Annotated in this window: 15 protein-coding genes and 1 riboswitch; of the genes, 10 read left to right on the top strand and 5 right to left on the bottom strand. The window is 52.5% G+C overall.

Annotation, left to right across the window (positions count from 1 at the left end; all coding sequences use genetic code 11):
- Positions 1–392 precede the first annotated feature (392 nt).
- Entirely contained in the window at positions 393–884 is a 492-nt protein-coding gene (ilvN, locus tag JK198_RS03680; protein ID WP_212706981.1) for an acetolactate synthase small subunit, read from the bottom strand.
- Positions 884–2,605, bottom strand: coding sequence for an acetolactate synthase 3 large subunit (gene ilvI, locus JK198_RS03675; RefSeq protein WP_212706982.1), 1,722 nt, complete (start codon positions 2,603–2,605; stop codon positions 884–886). Before ilvI ends, ilvN begins: the two co-directional genes overlap by 1 nt.
- Before the next feature lie 901 nt (positions 2,606–3,506).
- On the opposite strand from ilvI, the gene leuA reads away from it, so the two are divergent.
- The 4 genes from leuA to leuD are packed head-to-tail and all read left to right on the top strand — an operon-like array spanning position 3,507 to position 8,186.
- On the top strand, positions 3,507–5,072 hold the full coding sequence (gene leuA / locus JK198_RS03670; RefSeq protein WP_212706983.1) for a 2-isopropylmalate synthase: 1,566 nt from the start codon (positions 3,507–3,509) through the stop codon (positions 5,070–5,072).
- A gap of 2 nt (positions 5,073–5,074) precedes the next feature.
- On the top strand, positions 5,075–6,166 hold the full coding sequence (gene leuB / locus JK198_RS03665) for a 3-isopropylmalate dehydrogenase (RefSeq protein WP_212706984.1): 1,092 nt from the start codon (positions 5,075–5,077) through the stop codon (positions 6,164–6,166).
- Positions 6,167–6,169: 3 nt separating this feature from the next.
- Entirely contained in the window at positions 6,170–7,570 is a 1,401-nt protein-coding gene (gene leuC, locus JK198_RS03660; protein ID WP_212706985.1) for a 3-isopropylmalate dehydratase large subunit, read from the top strand.
- A gap of 10 nt (positions 7,571–7,580) precedes the next feature.
- Positions 7,581–8,186, top strand: a complete 606-nt coding sequence (gene leuD / locus JK198_RS03655) for a 3-isopropylmalate dehydratase small subunit (RefSeq protein ID WP_212706986.1) — start codon at positions 7,581–7,583, stop codon at positions 8,184–8,186.
- A 52-nt stretch (positions 8,187–8,238) separates the two neighbouring features.
- Here the strand turns inward: leuD and JK198_RS03650 are convergent, their stop codons facing one another.
- Positions 8,239–9,432: an MFS transporter gene (locus tag JK198_RS03650; RefSeq protein ID WP_212706987.1), complete on the bottom strand. Its 1,194-nt coding sequence runs from the start codon at positions 9,430–9,432 to the stop codon at positions 8,239–8,241.
- A 213-nt stretch (positions 9,433–9,645) separates the two neighbouring features.
- A riboswitch (TPP riboswitch) is annotated at positions 9,646–9,737 on the top strand.
- 43 nt (positions 9,738–9,780) lie between these two features.
- Between JK198_RS03650 and thiB the strand changes: the two genes are divergently transcribed.
- Genes thiB through thiQ form a run of 3 tightly spaced genes read left to right on the top strand, consistent with a single transcriptional unit; the run spans position 9,781 to position 13,050 of the window.
- Positions 9,781–10,767, top strand: coding sequence for a thiamine ABC transporter substrate binding subunit (gene thiB, locus JK198_RS03645; protein ID WP_212710214.1), 987 nt, complete (start codon positions 9,781–9,783; stop codon positions 10,765–10,767).
- Positions 10,743–12,353, top strand: coding sequence for a thiamine/thiamine pyrophosphate ABC transporter permease ThiP (thiP, locus tag JK198_RS03640; RefSeq protein WP_212710219.1), 1,611 nt, complete (start codon positions 10,743–10,745; stop codon positions 12,351–12,353). The genes thiB and thiP overlap by 25 nt, the downstream gene beginning before the upstream one ends.
- Positions 12,337–13,050, top strand: coding sequence for a thiamine ABC transporter ATP-binding protein ThiQ (gene thiQ / locus JK198_RS03635; protein ID WP_212706989.1), 714 nt, complete (start codon positions 12,337–12,339; stop codon positions 13,048–13,050). Before thiP ends, thiQ begins: the two co-directional genes overlap by 17 nt.
- Here the strand turns inward: thiQ and JK198_RS03630 are convergent.
- Entirely contained in the window at positions 13,040–13,804 is a 765-nt protein-coding gene (locus JK198_RS03630; protein ID WP_212706990.1) for a DedA family protein, read from the bottom strand. The genes thiQ and JK198_RS03630 overlap by 11 nt on opposite strands.
- Positions 13,805–13,970: 166 nt before the next feature.
- Between JK198_RS03630 and JK198_RS03625 the strand changes: the two genes are divergently transcribed.
- The 3 genes from JK198_RS03625 (at position 13,971) to rluA (ending at position 20,093) form a co-directional block, all read left to right on the top strand.
- Positions 13,971–16,331 (top strand): DNA polymerase II, encoded by a 2,361-nt coding sequence (locus JK198_RS03625; RefSeq protein ID WP_212706991.1) that lies wholly within the window; start codon positions 13,971–13,973, stop codon positions 16,329–16,331.
- 154 nt (positions 16,332–16,485) lie between these two features.
- Positions 16,486–19,392, top strand: coding sequence for an RNA polymerase-associated protein RapA (gene rapA, locus JK198_RS03620; RefSeq protein WP_212706992.1), 2,907 nt, complete (start codon positions 16,486–16,488; stop codon positions 19,390–19,392).
- Between the two features lie 47 nt (positions 19,393–19,439).
- Positions 19,440–20,093 carry a bifunctional tRNA pseudouridine(32) synthase/23S rRNA pseudouridine(746) synthase RluA gene (rluA, locus tag JK198_RS03615; protein WP_212706993.1) on the top strand — a complete coding sequence of 218 codons (654 nt, stop codon included), beginning with the start codon at positions 19,440–19,442 and terminating at the stop codon, positions 20,091–20,093.
- 57 nt (positions 20,094–20,150) lie between these two features.
- Here rluA and djlA read toward each other — a convergent pair whose 3' ends face one another.
- Positions 20,151–20,963: a co-chaperone DjlA gene (gene djlA / locus JK198_RS03610; RefSeq protein ID WP_212706994.1), complete on the bottom strand. Its 813-nt coding sequence runs from the start codon at positions 20,961–20,963 to the stop codon at positions 20,151–20,153.
- Positions 20,964–21,134: the final 171 nt, after the last annotated feature.

The following is a 21,134-nucleotide window of genomic DNA, read 5'->3' as shown; positions in this document are numbered from 1 at the left end:
CGAAGGAACAGCGAGGACTGCGCGAAGGCGTGGATTGTTAAGGCCCGCGCCCTCGGGCCTTAACCCGTCCGCCGCAGCGCGGCTGCTGAAACTCCGCCACTGATGGCGGAAGGAAGATGCACAGAGCCAGACGTTTACACGGGGAACCGCTATTCAGAGGTAAAAGGTAATGCCCCGGGCACGGATTGTAAAGGCCCGCGCCACCGGGCCTTAACCCGTCCGCCGCAGCGCAGCTGCTGAAACTCCGCCACTGATGGCGGAAGGAAGATGCACAGAGCCAGACATTTACACGGGGAACCGCTATTCAGAGGTAAAAGGTAATGCCCCGGGCACGGATTGTTAAGGCCCGCGCCCTCGGGCCTTAACCAATCAACAAACAAAACATTCCCCTGTTAGCCAATGGTACGCTCACCACGCGACAGCCCGATAACCCCGGAACGGACAACTTCAACAATTTCTGTCACTCCGCGTAATACATTCAGAAATGCATCCAGTTTATCGCTGCTTCCGGCCAGTTGTACCGTGTACAAAGAGGTACTGACATCAACAATCTGTCCGCGGAAAATATCGGCACAACGTTTTACTTCCTCTCGCTGCCCTCCTCCGGCCTGGATCTTAACCAGCATAATTTCACGTTCAACACTGGCCGTCTGCCCCAGCTCACTGACACGTAAAACATCGACCAGTTTATGCAGCTGTTTTTCAATTTGCTCCAGTACCTTCTCATCGCCTACCGTCTGGATAGTCATTCGCGATAAGGTCGGATCATCCGTCGGAGCAACAGTCAGACTTTCAATGTTGTAACCACGCTGTGAAAACAGTCCGATAACACGCGATAATGCGCCAGATTCATTCTCAAGTAATACCGATAAAATACGGCGCATTATTCAGTCCTCCCGGTTTTACTTAACCACATCTCATTCATTCCACCGCCACGCACCAGCATCGGATATACGTGCTCGCTGCCATCAACATGTACATCAGCAAACACTAACCGGCCGCTGGCAACAATTTTCAGCGCTTCGCTCAGTTTTTCATCCAGCATCGCCGGATCACTGATCGTCATCCCGACGTGTCCGTAGGCTTCAGCCAGACGGACAAAATCCGGTAAAGACTGCATATATGACTGAGAATGACGCCCGGAGTAGATCATATCCTGCCATTGCTTAACCATGCCCAGATAGCCGTTATTCAGATTCAGGATCAGTACCGGCAGGTTATACTGTAATGCCGTAGATAATTCCTGAATATTCATCTGGATACTGCCATCCCCGGTGACACATACCACAGTCGCTTCCGGTACGGCCATTTTAACACCCAGCGCCGCAGGTAAACCAAAGCCCATGGTGCCCAGCCCGCCGGAGTTGATCCAGCGACGTGGCTGGTTAAAACGATAATGCAACGCAGCAAACATCTGATGCTGACCGACATCAGAGGTCACATACGCGTCTCCGCCCGTAAGCCGCCAGAGTGCATCAATTGCCGCCTGTGGTTTGATGGTATCGCCTGAAGGATCAAACGCCAGACAATCACGTGCACGCCAGCCTTCAATCTGTTGCCACCAGCCGTCAGTTTCCGGTCCGGCAGCGTCCGCTGAATTCAACAGTTCCAGCATCTGCTGTAATACCTGCCCGGCATCACCGACCACCGGAATATCTGCAGCAACCGTTTTAGAAATCGAGGCCGGGTCAATATCGATATGGATAATGGTCGCATCAGGGCAGTATTTCGCCAGATTATTGGTCGTCCGGTCATCGAAACGAACGCCAATAGCAAAAATGACATCCGCATGATGCATCGTCATATTGGCTTCATAAGTACCGTGCATGCCAAGCATACCAACACTTTGCGGATGTGTTCCGGGAAATGCCCCCAGCCCCATCAGGGTGGTGGTCACCGGAATCTTCAGTGTTTCGGCCAGAGTCAGTAATGCTGTTTCGCAGCCGGAAGTAATGACCCCGCCCCCGGCGTAAATCACCGGCTGCCGGGCAGCCAGCAAGGTCTGTAATGCGCGCTTAATCTGCCCGCGATGGCCCTGTGTGGTCGGATTATAAGAACGCATGGAGACCTGTTCCGGCCAGTGATAAGGCAGTTTTACTGCGGGGTTTAACACATCTTTGGGTAAATCAATAACCACCGGTCCCGGGCGTCCGGAAGCGGCCAGCCAGAACGCTTTTTTGATCACTTCAGGAATATCTTCGGTACGCTTTACCAGAAAGCTGTGCTTCACTATCGGCCGGGAGATCCCCACCATATCGCATTCCTGAAAAGCATCGCTGCCGATCAGCGAAGACGCAACCTGCCCGGAAAGTATCACCATCGGAATCGAGTCCATATACGCCGTAGCTATGCCGGTAATGGCATTGGTCGCCCCGGGGCCAGAGGTGACCAGAACCACGCCCGTATCACCGGTGGCCCGCGCCAGTCCATCGGCCATATGTACCGCAGCCTGCTCATGGCGCACCAGAATATGGTCAATACCTCCGACGGTCTGCAACGCATCGTAAATATCCAGCACCGCGCCTCCGGGATAACCAAAGACCTGCTTTATACCCTGGTCAATCAATGACTGAACGACCATTTCGGCTCCTGACAACATCTCCATTTTTGCCTCCAGGCGATAACTCAAATTACGCACATGCATAACTGACAAACGGTAACCTTCCACCCTTTTGCTGCGGAATAAAGATCGGAAACTTACAGCGGAGTCAGCCTGTCAGTTTATCGCTGCATAGTGTTCATTCAGGGGAAGACAGCATTTATTATCTGCATTTCATCCGGCTAACATAACCGCAGAAATGGTGTCAGGCAAACCGGCTGCTGATTAACAGCGGTAATTATTTTATAAAAATTACTGCCATTTCAGCGGACAGCCAAAGAATAAAGCTACTGACATAATTATTAGTAGTTAAATATTCTGCCTTTATAACCTGATACAGATAATAATGAAATTTACCGATACTGCCCCCGGAAATATGACAGTGCCCTGCTCCGCATATTTACACGGTAATAAATTTATTCTCTGATAAACCATAGTAATTCAATATATTTCACTAGTATAAAGCTTAGTAGCCGTCATTTACCTCGACAAAATCGCCAATAAAAAACAATAAATATCAATAAATTATACCAGAAACCCTGACTTATACTGTCTCGAAGCACAGGACCCTGATGGCAGATAAATTGTTGTCCCCTGACACTCCTCTTTTTGGGCCGGTTAATCCAGAACATTACTCTGTTATGGGGAATTAAATAGCCCTTTACTTTAGGTTGACATGAAGAACAGATTCCAGTACCAATATATACATACTTAATTTTCGGGGTCTGAACAGATGATTCATTTTAACCTCCTTCCAGGACTACTCCTTCTCGCATTAAATATGCGCGGTAGTTCTGTGGGCGGAATCAAAAAATGATTCGGGCCTGATAACAGAAAAACCCGCGCCGCAGCGCGGGTTTTTTTATGCCCGCAGCCAGGTGCAGTAAAATACTAAAGGAATCTACTGATGAGCGAGCAAGTCATTATTTTTGATACAACATTACGTGACGGTGAACAGGCGTTACAGGCCAGCCTGAGTGTCAAAGAAAAATTACAAATTGCTCTGGCACTGGAAAGGATGAAAGTCGATGTTATGGAAGTCGGCTTTCCCGTCTCCTCTCCGGGTGACTTTGAATCGGTTCAGACCATTGCCCGGACTATTAAAAACAGCCGCGTCTGCGGACTGGCGCGTTGTGTGGAAAAAGATATTGACGCGGCCGCTGAAGCCCTGCGGGTGGCCGACGCTTTCCGTATCCACACCTTTATTGCAACCTCTCCGATGCACATTGCCACCAAGCTGCGCAGTACCCTGCCGGAAGTGATCGAACGTGCGGTGCATATGATTAAACATGCCCGTAACTATACAGATGATGTGGAGTTTTCCTGCGAAGATGGCGGCCGGACTCCGATAGATGATTTGTGCCGGGTTGTGGAGGCCGCAATTAATGCCGGAGCCCGTACCATCAATATCCCTGACACTGTCGGTTATACCCTGCCCCATGAATATGCCAATATTATCTCAGCGTTAACTCAGCGTGTTCCTAATATTCATAAAGCTATTTTGTCCGTGCATACTCATGATGATTTAGGGATGGCAGTCGGTAACGCCGTCGCTGCCGTTCAGGCGGGAGCCCGTCAGGTGGAGGGAACCCTGAATGGCCTGGGTGAACGTGCCGGTAACTGTGCGCTGGAAGAAGTCATTATGGCGATCAAAACCCGCCAGCAAATACTGAACGTTAGCACCCGCATCAATCATCAGGAAATTTACCGTACCAGCCAGATTGTCAGTCAGATTTGTAATATGCCAATTCCAGCCAATAAAGCTGTGGTCGGGAGCAATGCTTTCGCACACTCCTCCGGTATTCACCAGGACGGTGTGCTGAAAAACCGTGAAAACTACGAAATCATGACCCCCGAATCGATTGGTCTGAACCAGATACAGTTAAACCTGACCTCCCGTTCCGGCCGCGCCGCAGTGAAGCATCGTATGGAAGAGATGGGATACACAGAAGCTGATTATGATGCAGCCGCTTTATATGATGCCTTCCTGAAACTGGCCGACAAAAAAGGCCAAATCTTCGACTACGACCTGGAAGCACTGGCGTTCATCAATAAGCAGAATGAAGAACACGACCATTTCAGCTTACAGGATTTTAATGTGCAGTCAGGGTCCAATATTACGGCTACGGCCTCAGTAAAACTGGCCTGTGGCAACGATATTAAAGAAGAAGCAGCCACAGGTAATGGTCCGGTTGATGCGGTATATCAGGCAATTAACCGTATTACCGGTTATCAGGCAGAACTGGTGAAATACCAGTTATCCGCCAAAGGTCATGGTGAGAATGCTCTGGGGCAGGTCGATATTGTGATTAGCTATAACCACCGTAAATTCCATGGTGTCGGCCTGGCGACGGATATTGTTGAGTCCTCAGCCACAGCGATGGTCAACGCCCTGAATAATATCTGGCAGGCAAAGCAGGTAGAAAAAGAATTGCAGCGTAAATCAAAGAATGAAGCTAAGGAAACCGTGTAATTATGTCTACGTCCTTCCATATTGCAGTATTACCGGGTGATGGTATTGGTCCGGAAGTGATGACCCAGGCTCTGAAAGTTCTGGCTGCCATCCGTGAACGTTTTTCCATTAACATCACAACCGCGCAGTATGATGTTGGTGGTATCGCTATTGATAACCACGGTCAGCCACTGCCCCCGGAAACACTGGCAGGATGTGAACAGGCCGATGCCGTATTATTTGGTTCCGTCGGTGGCCCGAAATGGCAGCATCTGCCGCCCGACGGGCAGCCAGAGCGTGGCGCACTGTTACCATTACGTAAACACTTCAAATTATTCAGTAACCTGCGCCCGGCGGCCTTGTATCACGGGCTGGAAGCTTTCTGCCCGCTGCGCAGCGATATTGCGGCCCGCGGTTTCGATATTTTATGCGTCCGTGAATTAACTGGCGGGATCTATTTCGGCCAGCCGAAAGGACGTGACGGGCGCGGTGATCAGCTGCGTGCATTCGATACAGAAGTTTACCACCGCTATGAAATCGAGCGTATTGCCCGGCTGGCATTTGAATCCGCTGCAAAACGCCGCGGGAAAGTCACCTCGGTCGATAAAGCTAACGTATTGCAGTCTTCCATCCTGTGGCGTGAAACGGTCAGTGAAATCGCCAAAGAATACCCGGCGATCGAACTGGAACATATCTACATTGATAACGCGACCATGCAGTTAATCAAAGATCCTTCCCAGTTTGATGTACTGCTGTGTTCCAATTTATTTGGCGACATCCTGTCGGATGAATGTGCGATGATCACCGGGTCAATGGGCATGCTGCCATCAGCCAGTCTGAATGAGCAGGGCTTTGGTTTATATGAGCCAGCCGGGGGGTCAGCACCGGATATTGCCGGTCAGAACATTGCCAATCCGATTGCTCAGATCCTGTCCCTGTCCCTGTTGTTACGTTACAGCCTGAATGCCGGTGATGCCGCTGACAGTATCGAGCAGGCAGTAAACCGTGCGCTGGAAGAAGGTTTCCGTACCCGTGATCTGGCAGGTCAGGGACCGGCTGTCAGTACTGATGAGATGGGCGATATCATTGCCCGGTTTATTACCGGAGAAAAATAAAAAATGAGCAAAACATTATACCAGAAGTTATTTGATGCACATGTCGTCTACGAAGCCGAAAACGAAACGCCTTTACTGTATATCGATCGCCATTTAGTCCATGAAGTCACCTCTCCGCAGGCATTCGATGGCCTGCGCGCTCAGGGCCGCCCTTTGCGCCAGCCATCAAAAACCTTCGCGACGATGGACCACAACGTGTCCACTCAGACCCGTGATATTAATGCATCCGGTGAGATGGCCCGCATCCAGATGCAGGAGCTGATCAAAAACTGTGAAGAATTCGGTGTTCAGCTGTATGACCTGAACCACCCTTATCAGGGGATAGTCCATGTGATTGGGCCCGAGCAGGGCATGACGTTGCCGGGCATGACTATCGTCTGCGGAGATTCCCACACAGCGACTCATGGTGCGTTCGGATCGCTGGCATTCGGGATAGGTACTTCTGAAGTTGAACATGTGATGGCCACCCAGACCCTGAAACAGGGCCGGGCGAAAACCATGAAAATTGAAGTGACAGGTCAGGCGGCTGCCGGTATCACGGCTAAAGATATCGTGCTGGCCGTGATCGGTAAAACCGGCAGCGCCGGGGGTACTGGTCATGTAGTCGAATTCTGCGGCCCGGCCATCGAAGCCCTGAGCATGGAAGGTCGTATGACCCTGTGTAATATGGCCATCGAGATGGGCGCAAAAGCAGGCCTGGTTGCCCCTGACGAAACGACCTTTAATTACCTGAAAGGCCGCCAGTTTTCCCCGACCGGTGAACAATGGGCACAGGCCGTAAATTACTGGCAGAGCCTGAAGTCAGATAAAGATGCGGTATTTGATAGTATCGTGACCCTGGATGCGGCAGATATTGCCCCTCAGGTCACCTGGGGGACCAACCCGGGCCAGGTCATTGCCATTAACCAGCCAATTCCGGCACCTGAGTCTTTCAGTGACCCGGTTGAGCGCGCCTCCGCGGCGAAAGCACTGGCCTATATGGGACTGGATGCCGGTATCCCGCTGACAGAAGTCAGTATTGATAAAGTGTTTATCGGTTCCTGTACCAATTCACGTATCGAAGACTTACGTGCCGCTGCCGCTGTCGCCAAAGGACGTAAAGTGGCACCGGGCATAGTCGCGATGGTGGTGCCCGGTTCCGGTCCGGTCAAAGCACAGGCCGAAGCCGAGGGGCTGGATAAAATATTTACCGATGCCGGCTTTGAATGGCGTCTGCCCGGCTGCTCAATGTGTCTGGCGATGAATAACGACCGGCTGAACGCGGGGGAACGTTGTGCATCCACCAGTAACCGTAACTTTGAAGGCCGTCAGGGCCGTGGCGGGCGCACTCACCTGGTCAGCCCGGCAATGGCTGCCGCAGCTGCGGTGACCGGCCGTTTTGCTGACATCCGTGAACTGAACTAAGGAGCTGTTGATGGCCACTAAATTTATCCGACATACTGGTATTGTTGCGCCGCTGGATGCAGCCAACGTCGATACAGATGCCATTATTCCCAAACAGTTTTTACAGAAAGTGACCCGCACCGGGTTTGGTCAGCATTTGTTTAATGACTGGCGTTTTCTGGATGACGCAGGACAAGTCCCGAATCCGGAGTTTGTGCTGAATAAACCGCAATTCAAAGGTGCCAGTATTTTGCTGGCCCGCGAGAACTTTGGTTGTGGATCGTCCCGTGAGCATGCCCCCTGGGCCCTGACCGATTTTGGTTTCCGTACCGTTATCGCGCCTGCTTTTGCCGATATTTTTTATGGCAACAGCTTTAATAACCAGCTGTTACCGGTGATCCTGACAGAAGAGCAAGTGGATGAACTGTTCCGTCTGGTGGCAGAACAGCCGGGCATCGAATTTGTGGTGGATTTGGAAAACCTGGAAGTGATTGCCGGCGGGAAACATTATCCGTTCACCCTCGACAGCTTCCGTCGTCATTGCATGCTGAACGGTTTAGACAGTATCGGTCTGACTCTGCAACATGAATCTGCTATTGCCGATTACGAAACCCGCCAGCCTGCGTTTTTACGTTAATCCGGCATCAGGTCACGGTTTTTAGCCGATCCCCCGCCCTGCTGGCGGGGGATCACCGGCCGCACTCTGCGGATTCTTTTACCCGCCAGGTCAGTAGTAACGCAATCACTGTCAGCCCGGAAGCCAGCCAGTAAATCGCCTCATGTCCCCACCAGCTGCTGATGCTCCCCTGTAACACCCCGGCAAAAATCATTCCCGTGGATACAGAGTTAGTAAACATTGTCGTCGCCACCCCGGCCTGGCCCGGCATCAGATCCTGAAACCACAGCATAACCAGCCCGGCAACGATACCGATAAAGATGGCGTTAAATACTTGCAGCGCCAGCAGACTGGTATAGGTGTGGAACAACAACATGCCGGGGTAAAACAATACCCCCGCAGTCACCGCCAGTAAGACCAATGGCCGTTTACCTATACGCTTAGCCAGCATACCGGCCAGGATCATTACCGGAATTTCCAGCCCTGCTGCTGTGCCCATCAATACCCCCGCAACTTTTTCCGGCATGCCCAGAGTACTGCTGATATAAAGCGGCATATCGATGATATACATCATATTACAGGTCCACATCAGTACCGAGGCGATAAACAGCCCGCGGGTGCTGGTATTTTTCCAGCCCGACACCGTACTGCGCGCCAGATTATCCGCCGGGAAAATTTTCGGGACCGATGGCAGAGTAAAACGGATAAGTATTAGTGAAATAACAAATAATACGGCAGCAAACAGATACAGGGTCATAAACCCGCGGGTTAATGCCACGGCAAATGACAGCGGGGGGCCGATTACCCAGGCCAGTGACATCTGTGCCCGCATTAACGAACTGAACATGACCACTTCACGACGGGTAGAGTCAGCATATTCCCTGGCAAGGGCAAAGATCTGCGGTACCACGACCGTAGTAAATGCAGCCAGCAGCAATCCCGGGCCAATCAACAGCCAGTAACTACGGGTAAACGCAAACACCAGGGCATTGCCGATCGCCATCAGACAACAAAACATCAACAGATTGCGGCGGTCACCTCGTTTATCCGAACGTCTGGCCAGCAAAAAACTGACGATAATCCCGGTGATGGCATTGACGGTAAAAAACAGTCCGACTTCAAACGGGGCGGCGTGCAGCTCTCTGCTCAGGAACAGGCTGAGGGTCGGTGCCTGTAATGCACCGGCAATACTCACAGAAAATGTAACCAGCATAAAAAACACAAATACTGAATTACTTTTGACGGGCTGAAGTTCAGTTTTTTCCATAAAGCACAACATCCGGATGCGGGAGGAAAGTAACCGACAGCATATAACAAATTACCCAAAACAGCAGATCTTGTCTGCCGGACTACGGTTCCGGACACGGAGAAAATGACCACAGTAACAGTCTGCCCGCACGGCCCGTTGCCATTCACCGCGCTGATTTGTTACACCGGATTTTTGAGGCTTTCGCCGGGCTAATGAATTGCATAGAATAGCGTGTTCTCAACGGGGTGCACTCTGGTGCTGAGATATACCCGCAGAACCTGATCCGGTTAACACCGGCGTAGGGATTTGAGACTTATTCCTCAGATCTTTTGCGCATAAACTGGCCCATCCCTCAAGGAGCGCAAAGTGTTAAAAAAATTTCTGCCTGTATTATTGATTATTTCCGCACCGGTACTTGCCGCAAAACCCGTATTAACCGTTTATACCTACGACTCCTTTTCTTCCGACTGGGGCCCCGGACCGGCAATTAAAAAAGCCTTTGAAGCCGATTGCGGCTGCGAGCTCAAATACGTTTCCCTCGGGGATGGCGTTTCTCTGCTTAACCGCCTGAGAATGGAAGGCAAACACAGTAAAGCAGATGTGGTAGTCGGGCTGGATAATAATCTGCTGGATGCGGCACAAAAAACCGGGCTGTTTACACCAACCCCGGTTGACTACCGCCAGCTGACCATCCCCGGTGGCTGGAGCAATACAACGTTTGTACCTTATGATTATGGCTATTTTGCATTCGTCTATAATAAAAAACGCCTGAAAAATCCGCCATCCAGTCTGAAACAGCTGGTCGAAAGTCCGGATAAATGGCGGGTTATTTACGAAGATCCCCGCACCAGTACCCCGGGGCTCGGGCTGCTGCTGTGGATGCAAAAAGTCTACGGCGATCAGGCTCCGGCAGCATGGCAAAAACTGGCCGCCAAAACCGTCACTGTCACCCGAGGCTGGAGCGAAGCCTATAATCTGTTTCTGAAAGGTGAGAGTGATCTGGTACTCAGCTATACCACGTCACCGGCCTATCATATTATCGAAGAGCATAATCCCGATTATGCGGCCGCTGACTTTGCAGAAGGAAATTACTTGCAGGTAGAAGTGGCGGCACGACTGAAAAACAGCCCCAATCCGGCACTGGCAAAACAGTTTATGCGGTTTGTAACCAGCCCGCAGTTTCAGGAAACACTGCCGACCGGCAACTGGATGTATCCGGTCATTAAGACCCCGCTGCCTGCCGGTTTTCAGCAACTGATGGTACCTAAAACCGCCCTGCAATACTCGCCTGCGGAAGTGGCAGAGCATCGTGCAGCCTGGATTGACGCCTGGCAAAACGCAGTCAGCCACTGATGCCGCGCTGGTTGATTCCCGGGCTGCTGGCTGCCCTGATAACCACCGGTATTGCACTGCTGGCTTTTATCAGCCTGCTGTGGAATGCCCCGCTGGGCCACGCACTATACTGGTTACGCGATCCCTACCTGTGGCATGTTATCGGCTTTTCATTTACCCAGGCCGCATTATCGACACTGCTATCAGTGCTGCCGGCAATTCTGGTCGCCCGCGCCCTGTACCGGCGGCGGTTTCCGGGCAGAAACCTGCTATTGCGTTTATGCGCGATGACCCTGGTGCTGCCGGTGCTGGTGGCGGTTTTTGGCTTACTGAGTGTCTATGGCCACGATGGCTGGCTGGCACAACTGGCCGCAAGGGCCGGTATCCCCTTCCGCTTTTCTCTGTACGGGTTACCCGGTATCTTACTGGCCCATGTCTTTTTCAATCTGCCGCTGGCCAGCCGGCTGTTATTACAATCTTTAGAGCAGATTCCGGCCGAACAACGTCAGCTGGCCGCCCAGCTGAATATGCAGGGGTTTTATTTATTTCGCTGGCTGGAATGGCCGTGGCTGAAACGGCAGCTGCTGCCGGTTGCCGCACTGATCTTTATGCTCTGCTTTTCCAGCTTTGCCATTGTATTAGCTTTAGGGGGCGGGCCACGGGCAACGACGCTGGAACTGGCTATTTTCCAGGCGCTGAGCTACGACTTCGACCCGGCTAAAGCAGCCATACTGGCACTGTTACAGCTGGCCTTCTGCCTGTTACTGGTCGCGCTGAGCCTGCGGCTGAATACCCCTCTAACCGGTAACAGCGCATTACTGCGCCACTGGCGGTCAGTCGACAACCGCTGGTCAGCACGACTGACAGACAGTCTGATCATTTTGCTGACCCTGCTGTTACTGGTGCCTCCCATCCTTGCGGTCGTGATCAATGGTGTTAACAGTCATCTTTTGTCTTCCCTGCAACAGACAGACCTGTGGCTCGCGACCCGGACATCGCTCAGTATTGCGCTGCGGGCGGGTCTGTTGTCCGTTATTCTGACAATGATGTTGTTATGGAGCAGCCGCGAATTACGTTTACGCCAGAAAATTCTGCCCGCACAACTGATGGAAAGCAGCGGAATGTTAATTCTGGCAATGCCGGGCATTGTATTGGCAAGCGGTATTTTTATGTTTTTTAACAGTACCAGCGGCATACCGGATTCACCGGAAAACATTGTGGTACTGGTGAATGCATTAATCGCCATGCCCTATGCGCTGAAAGTTCTGGATACCCCCATGCGTGATATCGCCAGCCATTATAATCAGCTCTGCCTGTCTCTGGACATTAATGGCTGGCAGCGGTTACGGCTGGTTGAAGGACCGGCGTTAAAGCGCCCCCTTGCTCAGGCTCTGGCCTTTGCCTGTGTACTGTCAGTGGGAGATTTTGGGGTGATTTCGTTGTTTGGCAGTGATGACTTCCGGACTCTGCCGTTTTACCTGTATCAGCAAATCGGCGCCTATCGCGGACAGCAAGCGGCTGTCAGCGCACTATTACTGCTGCTGGTATGCTTTTTACTGTTTACCCTGATCGAAAAAATAGCAGGACACCATGCTGACGCTGAATAATCTGACTTACCACTATCAGTCACAAACCATGTGTTTTTCACTGCACGCAGAAGCCGGTGAGCGGGTTGCTATCCTCGGGCCCAGCGGTGCGGGGAAAAGCACCCTGCTCAGTATGATTGCCGGTTTTTTGCCTCTCAGCAGCGGGGAGTTATGGATCGACGGAAAAAACTGCACCCGGCAGCCTCCGGCACAACGCCCAGTCTCAATGTTGTTTCAGGAAAATAATCTGTTCGCACATCTGACAGCAGGACAAAACCTCGGGCTCGGGTTGCATCCCGGACTGCGTCTGACGAATTCACAAAAACAGCAGGTCACGAAGATTGCCGCCAGTGTCGGTTTGCAGGGATTACTGGACAGATTACCCGGTCAGTTGTCAGGAGGACAACGACAACGGGTCGCACTGGCCCGTTGTCTGTTACGGCAGCAACCGCTATTGTTACTGGATGAGCCTTTTTCCGCCCTGGATCCGGCCCTGCGCCAGGAAATGCTGACGCTGACGGATACACTCTGCCACACGCACAATATTACGTTACTGATGGTGTCACATAATCTGGACGATGTCCGGCAAATTGCCGGACGCAGTGTACTGGTCGATAACGGCAGTATCGTCTGGCAGGGGGCAAGCCGGCAACTGCTGAACGGAGAAGCCGAAGCCGCGACGCTACTGGGGATCCCCGCAGCGCCCGTCAGTCAATAAACACCCGCCACAGTAACTGACGGAAATGAGGCATCATCGGGTCGAATTGCAGCCCGGCCAGTCCGGCTAGCGCCAGAATAATCAGCAGCGGAGCAACCCAGCGCAAACGGCGGGCGGGCAGCAGACGACTTGCCCAGTCCTGTTTTCTGCTGCCTTTCAGCCAGCGCCAGCCGGTCCAGGCCGCCAGCCACAGGGCTATCACTTCCGCCAGCAGTAACCATTTAAACAGACTGTTTTGCGCATTATGCGGCGCATCAATCACCACGCCGGCCAGTATTCCTGGCAGCAGATACACTGGCGGCCAGAGCAGACATCCGATAATATTCGGCGGCAGAAACTTTTTCACCGGTAACTCCAGCATTCCGGCAAGTAACGGGATCAGCGGCCGTGTCGGCCCGACAAAACGACCAATCAGAATAGTCGCGACACTGTGTTCATTCAGGGCATGCTCGGTTTTATCCAGCAGACTGCGATGCTTCTGTAAATATTTCCAGCGATGTAATGGCCCCTGAAAACGCCAGCCAATATAAAATGACAGCCAGTCTCCCAGCAGGCACCCCGCCAGACCGGCCCCCCATGCCGGATACAGCCCGAGATTTCCGCTGCCAATCAGCGCACCAAGGCTGGCCATTAATACGGTACCCGGCAGGACCAGCCCGACTAATGCCAGCGATTCAAAGAACGTCACTACCGCTACCGCAAACAACGCCCAATCCGGTGACTGAGTAATGAGGTGTTGGATCCAGGCTTCCATAAAAATTCCTCAAGTTAACTGAGCCTGGATTGTCCGGAGCGAGGACACAGACGTCAAGCAGTCTGTGTCCTTAAATACAACACAAAGGCCGGGGCCGCCCCTGATACCTGCAGGGGCTGCGCCGCGGCTGTGTTATACTCTTATCCCCCAGTTCCCCGGAGATCCTGTGAATAGTCCGCAACCCGGTTTTTTACTGACCCGTCACTGGCGGGATACCCCGCACGGGATTGAACTTACCTTCTGGCTGGCTACGGATAACGGGCCGGTACAGTTGCGGGTCCCCCCTCAACAGGCGGTTGCCTTTATCCCGCAGTCGGCAGCCGCACAGGCAGCTAACCTGTTACGCGGAGAAAACAATGTCCGTCTGACGCCTCTGCAGCTTCGTGATTTCAGCCACCAGCCCCTGTCCGGTCTGTATTGCCACCAATACCGTCAGCTTCAGCGGCTGGAAAAACGGTTTCGCGAACATGGGATCCGCGTGTATGAAGCCGATATCCGGCCTGCGGAACGTTTCCTGATGGAACGTTTTATCAACGCACCGGTCTGGTTCAGTGGCCAGCAGCAAGGGGCCGTTATCACTGATGCCCGCCTGAAGCCACATCCGGATTACCGGCCCGCCCTGAAATGGATGTCACTGGATATAGAAACCAGCGCACAGGGCGAACTTTACTGTATCGGTATTGAAGGCTGTGGCCAGCAACAGGTGATGATGCTGGGCCCTGCAACGGATGGCGATCCGCCGACAGATTTCCGTCTCGACTATGCCGCCAGCCATCAGGAATTGCTGGAGATGCTTAACCAGTGGATTACCCGCTATGACCCGGATGTTATCATCGGCTGGAACCTGGTACAGTTTGATCTGCAGATCCTGCAAAAACATGCCGAACGGTACCGTATCCCGCTGCGCTTTGGTCGCGGTAACAGCCTGCTGGAGTGGCGTGAGAACGGATTCAAACCGGGTACATTTCAGGCAATGGCGGCAGGCCGGCTGATTATTGACGGCATTGAGGCGCTGCGTTCAACCTTTCGTAATTTTTCCTCCTTCAGTCTGGAAAATGTCGCCCGTGAACTGCTGGGTGAAAGCAAGCTGATCGGGGACCCGGACAACCGGATGGCCGAAATCACGCATAATTTTGCCACCGACAAACCGGCACTGGCCCGTTATAACCTGCGGGATTGTCAACTGGTAACACGGATTTTTGAACAGACACAGCTGATGCCATTCCTGCTGGAAAGAAGCAGTGTCAATGGATTACAGGCCGATCGTCACGGCGGTTCGGTGGCCTCTTTCAGTCATTTGTATATCCCGCGTATGCACCGTGCCGGGTTTGTCGCGCCAAATACCGGCGAAATCGCTCCGTCCGCCAGCCCCGGTGGTTACGTCATGGACTCGCGGCCGGGTTTATATGATTCGGTACTGGTGCTGGATTATAAAAGTCTGTACCCGTCAATAATCAAAACTTTCCTGATTGACCCCATCGGGCTGGCTGAGGGGCTGGCCCATCCGGCAGAAGAGAGCTCGGTCGCCGGTTTTCTCGGTGCGCGTTTTTCCAGAACAGTCCACTGCCTGCCGGAAATCATTGACCAGATTTGGCGAAACAGGGATAACGCTAAACAGCAAGCTAACCAGCCCTTGTCTCAGGCATTAAAGATAATTATGAACGCATTCTATGGTGTGCTTGGTACCCCCGCCTGCCGGTTTTTTGATCCGCGACTGGCGTCTTCCATTACCCTGCGCGGACATGAAATTATGCAACAGACCCGCGACTTTATTGAACGTCAGGGATACGAGGTAATCTATGGTGATACGGACTCGATCTTTGTCTGGCTGAAAACGGCCCACAGTGAGCAACAGGCCGAAGAGACAGGCAGACAACTGGCAGACAATGTCAACCACTGGTGGCGAAAACAGCTGGCGGACCGGTTTATGCTGACCAGCGCCCTGGAACTGGAATATGAAAATCATTACTGCCGTTTTTTAATGCCTACCATCCGTGGTGCCGAACAGGGCAGCAAAAAACGCTATGCCGGCCGGGTGAATAACCACGGTAAAGACCAGATTATTTTTAAAGGACTGGAGAACGTCCGCACAGACTGGACCCCGCTGGCCAGAGAGTTCCAGCAAAAACTGTATGATCTTATTTTTCGCCGCCAGGCATGGCAGCAATATGTCCGGGATACGGTGGAGCAGCTGATGGCCGGTGAACTGGATGAACAGTTAATTTATACAAAACGACTGCGGCGTCCGCTCAGTGAGTACCAGAAAAATATTCCGCCTCATGCGCGGGCTGCTATGCTGGCTGACCAGCAGCACCGTCTCGCAGGACAGACATTACGCTATCAACAAGGCGGCACCATCCGCTATGTGATGACCACCCGTGGCCCGCAGCCTTTAAATGCACTCACCGCTCCTCCGGACTATGATCATTACCTGAGCCGTCAGCTGGAACCTGTTGCTGACGGGATACTCGGTTTCGTCGGTGGAAATTTCGCCACACTGATTACCGGGCAACTGGGGCTGTTTTGATAGGTGACGAATGGCTCACCTTCCAGTACCATAGCGCCCTCCCTGAATTTCATTGCTCTGCATTTATTTACCAGACCTCTTGTCTGGTCTCCATGCTATTGCCTGCAGAGCATGAATATCTTTTTACATGTTAAGAGAATCGAGCTAATTATTTATGCCTTTTACACTTGGTCAGCGCTGGATTAGTGATACAGAAAGTGAACTTGGACTGGGGACGGTCGTCGCTATCGATGCACGTATGGTCACTTTACTTTTTCCGGCAACTGGCGAAAACAGACTTTATGCCCGCAATGATTCTCCCATTACCCGCGTTATTTTTAACCCGGGTGATACGATCACCAGCCATGAAGGCTGGCAGCTTACCGTAGAAAATGTCCGGGATAACGACGGAATAATGACCTATACCGGTGTCCGGACCGACACTCAGGAAACCGATGTCAGCCTGCGGGAAGTGATGCTCGACAGTAAACTGGTATTCAGTAAACCTCAGGACAGATTATTTGCCGGGCAGCTTGATCGTATGGATCGTTTTGCTCTGCGTTTCCGCGCCCGTAAATATCAGAGTGCTCAGTACCGCCTGCCGGTCAGTGGCCTGCGCGGGATGCGGACCAACCTGATCCCCCATCAGTTACATATTGCCCATGATGTTGGCCGCCGCCACGCCCCCCGCGTATTGCTGGCCGATGAAGTCGGGCTCGGTAAGACCATCGAAGCCGGGATGATTATTCAGCAGCAGCTGCTGGCCGGCCGCGCAGAACGGGTATTAATCATTGTCCCGGAAACCTTACAGCACCAGTGGCTGGTCGAGATGCTACGCCGCTTTAACCTGCGTTTCGCCCTGTTTGACGATGAACGTTATAACGAAGCCCAGTTTGATACCAGTAACCCGTTCTATACAGAGCAGCTGGTGATCTGTTCACTGGAGTTTGCCTGCAAGAATAAACAGCGCCTGGAAGCCATGGCCGAGGCCGAATGGGACCTGATGGTGGTGGATGAAGCTCATCACTTATCCTGGAATAACGGCAAAGCCGGCCGGGAATATCTGGTGGTCGAAAAGCTGGCAGAGAATATCCCCGGAGTATTACTGCTGACGGCGACTCCTGAACAGCTGGGTATGGAAAGCCATTTTGCCCGCCTGCGTCTGCTCGACCCGGACCGCTTCCATGACTACGATCTGTTTGTTGAAGAGCAGCAGAAGTATCAGCCGGTGGCCGATGCCGTTACCTCTTTGCTGGCCGACAACCCGATCAGCCCCGCAGAAATGACCATGATTAACGACCTGATCAGCGATCAGGATATCGGCCCGCTGATAGAACAGGCTAACGGTCAGGATGAACAACGTCTGGATGCGCGTAACAAACTGGTCTCCCTCCTGATGGATCGTCATGGTACCAGCCGCGTTCTGTTTCGTAATACCCGTCAGGGCGTCAAAGGCTTTCCGTCCCGCCAGTTACAGCAATTCCGTCTGCCACTGCCTTCCCAGTACCAGACGGCCATCAAGGTTTCCGGCATTATGGGAGCCCGTAAGAGTGCAGAAGATCGGGCCCGGGATATGCTCTACCCTGAGCAGATTTATCAGGAATTTGAAGGAGACAGTGGTACCTGGTGGGCCTTTGACCCGCGTGTCGAATGGCTGACCAACTACCTGCTGGAAAATCGTAAAGAAAAAGTCCTGGTGATCTGCGCCAAAGCGGCGACCGCCTTACAGCTGGAACAGTTCCTGCGTGAGCGTGAAGGTATCCGTGCAGCGGTCTTCCATGAAGGTCTGTCGATTATTGAGCGGGACAAAGCCTCGGCATTTTTCGCTTCTCAGGAAGAAGGGGCTCAGGTACTGCTGTGTTCAGAGATTGGATCCGAAGGCCGTAACTTCCAGTTCGCCAGCCGTCTGGTGATGTTTGATTTACCTTTCAACCCCGACCTGCTGGAACAACGTATTGGTCGCCTTGATCGCATTGGTCAGCAGCATGATATTCAGATTCTGGTGCCATGGCTGGAAAATACTGCCCAGGCCGTATTATTACGCTGGTTCCACGAAGGTCTGGATGCATTTGAACACACCTGCCCTACCGGCCGTACCGTGTATGACCGCGTTCATCCGCAATTACTCAAGTATCTGGCTTCTCCGGAAGATACTGCCGGACTGGACGAATTTATTGCCGACAGCCGCCAGCAGCACGATGCCCTGAAATCACAGCTGGAACAAGGCCGTGATCGCCTGCTGGAACTGAACTCTAATGGCGGTGAACAAGCGACAGAGCTGGCCGATGCGATTGCCGCACAGGACAATGATACCGGGCTGGTGAATTTTGCCCTGAACCTGTTTGATATTGTCGGGATCAACCAGGACGACCGCAGCGATAACCTGATTGTCCTTACCCCGTCGGATCATATGCTGGTGCCGGATTTCCCGGGACTGCCGGAAGAAGGTTGTACCATCACTTTTAACCGCGAACAGGCGTTGTCCCGCGAAGATACCCAGTTTATTACCTGGGAACATCCGCTGATCCGCAACGGACTGGACCTGATCCTGTCAGGGGATACGGGCAGTAGTGCTATTTCTTTACTGAAGAATAAAGCATTACCGGTCGGTACCCTGCTGGTAGAGCTGATGTATGTGGTTGAAGCCCAGGCACCGAAACACCTGCAACTGACCCGCTTCCTGCCACCGACACCTGTCCGTTTACTGTTGGATAAAGCCGGTAATAACCTGGCGGCTAAAGTAGAATTTGAAAGCTTTAACCGTCAGTTAACTGCGGTTAACCGTCATACGGGCAGCAAACTGGTGAACGCGGTTCAGCAGGATGTGTATCAGATTCTGACCCGCGGTGAAGAAATGGTTGCCAGCGATGCCAGAGAGATCATTGAACAGGCTCGCCGCCAGGCAGATGAGACGCTGAGCGCCGAACTGGCGCGACTGCGGGCACTGCAGGCGGTTAACCCGAACATTCGCGATGACGAAGTCGAGGCTGTGGAAACAAATCGTCAGGAGGTGATGGACAACCTTGCTGAAGCAAACTGGCGGCTGGATGCATTACGACTGATCGTGGTCACACATCAGTAATCTGTCACCGGTAACGGGAGGCCTGCGGGTCTCCCGATGGATAGCTTATGGAACCTTATAATCCCCCTCTTGAGCCCTGGCTGCATATTCTGTACCAGGACAGCCATATTATCGTGGTCAATAAACCCAGCGGCCTGTTGTCAGTGCCCGGCCGCTTACCTGAGCATCATGACAGTGTCATGCTGAGAATACAGCGTGATTATCCGGACGCACAGTCAGTTCACCGGCTGGATATGGCCACCAGCGGCGTTATCGTCGTGGCCTTAACCAAAGCAGCAGAGCGAGAGCTGAAACGACAGTTTCGGGAACGGGAACCACAGAAAACCTATATTGCCCGTATCTGGGGACATCCGGCGACAGAAAAGGGGCTGGTCGACCTGCCATTGATCTGTGACTGGCCTAACCGGCCCAGGCAAAAAGTCTGCTTTGAAACGGGTAAAGCGGCCCGGACAGAATGGCGGGTAATGGAGTATTGTGATGCCGTCAGTTGCCGGGTCGAGTTAAAACCAATAACCGGGCGCTCGCATCAGCTTCGGGTGCATATGCTGGCACTGGGACATCCGATACTGGGGGATGGCTTTTATGCCCATCCGCAGGCAAAAGCGCTGGCCAGCCGTTTGTTACTGCATGCGGAGTCTCTGACCATCACACATCCGGCTTACGGAACCCCGATGACATTTCGTCAGCCGGCGGATTTCTGAAACGAATAACCGGCAAAACGGGCATGTCCGGTGATCCGGTAATGCCCGTCATTGTGGTTATTTAAAGCCTTTCTCTTTGCGGATAAGGTCATAGGCTGACTGGATTTTTTGCGTTTTCTGTTTTGCCATTTCCATCATTTCCGGCGGCAGACCTTTCGCTACCAGCTTATCGGGGTGATGTTCAGACATCAGTTTACGATAGGCACGTTTTATGGTGGTGCTGTCGTCATCGGGATTAACGCCCAGCACACTACAGGCATCGTCCAGGGTCGGCCCGCGCTGAGCCTGCTGATATCCGCCCTGATAAGAGTATCCACCACCGCTAAACTGTTCGCCGCCGGTCATCATCCGTAAAAACTGATCAAACTGCGGCCGGGAAATGCCCAGTTCTTCAGCTATCACATACAGGACCTGCCGTTCACTGGGATGCAATACTCCGTCGGCAAACGCTGCCTGCACCTGGATTTCCAGAAACATCCTGATTAAATCAAACCGGCCAAAACAGGCACTGCGGAATTCGCGTAATTTCTCCCGCAACGGATACTGGCTGTCTTTACCTTCGCGGAAGGCTTGCTGTGCCGAACGTCTTGAATCGCCATGCAGTTGCAGACGGTCCATAAATGCCGATGCCACCTGAATATCGGCCTCGGTCACCCTGCCTTTCGACTTAGTCAGATGCCCCATGACCTGAAAGGTTGTGCGAAAAAACAGGTTCTGTCGTGACTGGTTATCAGAAAAATAGCCACGGCCTTTACTCATCCGGACTTTATCGAATGCATGGCCGATCATCACCCCGAGGATAATTCCCCAGAAACCTGCACCGGAAAAAATCCCGATAATTAATCCAATTACTTTACCCCAATAGCGCATAAACTCCTCAATTCGCCATGCTTAAGGCCGAAATTTCCATTATCATACCTGTCATTTGGTTAACCGCCTATCGGCAAACAGAAGAGATCAGGATTAACACCAGTGCTATTATGCGGTAAGTTAGTCCCCGTCTGATTGTCGGCATGATGCCAGTTTTAACGGAATCCTTGA

It is taken from the genome of Tatumella sp. JGM91, from assembly GCF_018257575.1.
GTDB lineage: Bacteria > Pseudomonadota > Gammaproteobacteria > Enterobacterales > Enterobacteriaceae > Tatumella > Tatumella punctata.
Note: the sequence above shows the minus strand (reverse complement) of the source record. Positions and strands in the feature narration are given on the sequence as shown.

What these genes read in the sequence shown, in the direction of transcription:
- ilvN (WP_212706981.1), bottom strand. Translation starts at nt 884, where the DNA reads ATGCGCCGTATTTTATCGGTATTACTTGAGAATGAATCTGGCGCATTA.
- ilvI (WP_212706982.1), bottom strand. Translation starts at nt 2,605, where the DNA reads ATGGAGATGTTGTCAGGAGCCGAAATGGTCGTTCAGTCATTGATTGAC.
- leuA (WP_212706983.1), top strand. Translation starts at nt 3,507, where the DNA reads ATGAGCGAGCAAGTCATTATTTTTGATACAACATTACGTGACGGTGAA.
- leuB (WP_212706984.1), top strand. Translation starts at nt 5,075, where the DNA reads ATGTCTACGTCCTTCCATATTGCAGTATTACCGGGTGATGGTATTGGT.
- leuC (WP_212706985.1), top strand. Translation starts at nt 6,170, where the DNA reads ATGAGCAAAACATTATACCAGAAGTTATTTGATGCACATGTCGTCTAC.
- leuD (WP_212706986.1), top strand. Translation starts at nt 7,581, where the DNA reads ATGGCCACTAAATTTATCCGACATACTGGTATTGTTGCGCCGCTGGAT.
- JK198_RS03650 (WP_212706987.1), bottom strand. Translation starts at nt 9,432, where the DNA reads ATGGAAAAAACTGAACTTCAGCCCGTCAAAAGTAATTCAGTATTTGTG.
- thiQ (WP_212706989.1), top strand. Translation starts at nt 12,337, where the DNA reads ATGCTGACGCTGAATAATCTGACTTACCACTATCAGTCACAAACCATG.
- JK198_RS03630 (WP_212706990.1), bottom strand. Translation starts at nt 13,804, where the DNA reads ATGGAAGCCTGGATCCAACACCTCATTACTCAGTCACCGGATTGGGCG.
- rapA (WP_212706992.1), top strand. Translation starts at nt 16,486, where the DNA reads ATGCCTTTTACACTTGGTCAGCGCTGGATTAGTGATACAGAAAGTGAA.
- rluA (WP_212706993.1), top strand. Translation starts at nt 19,440, where the DNA reads ATGGAACCTTATAATCCCCCTCTTGAGCCCTGGCTGCATATTCTGTAC.
- djlA (WP_212706994.1), bottom strand. Translation starts at nt 20,963, where the DNA reads ATGCGCTATTGGGGTAAAGTAATTGGATTAATTATCGGGATTTTTTCC.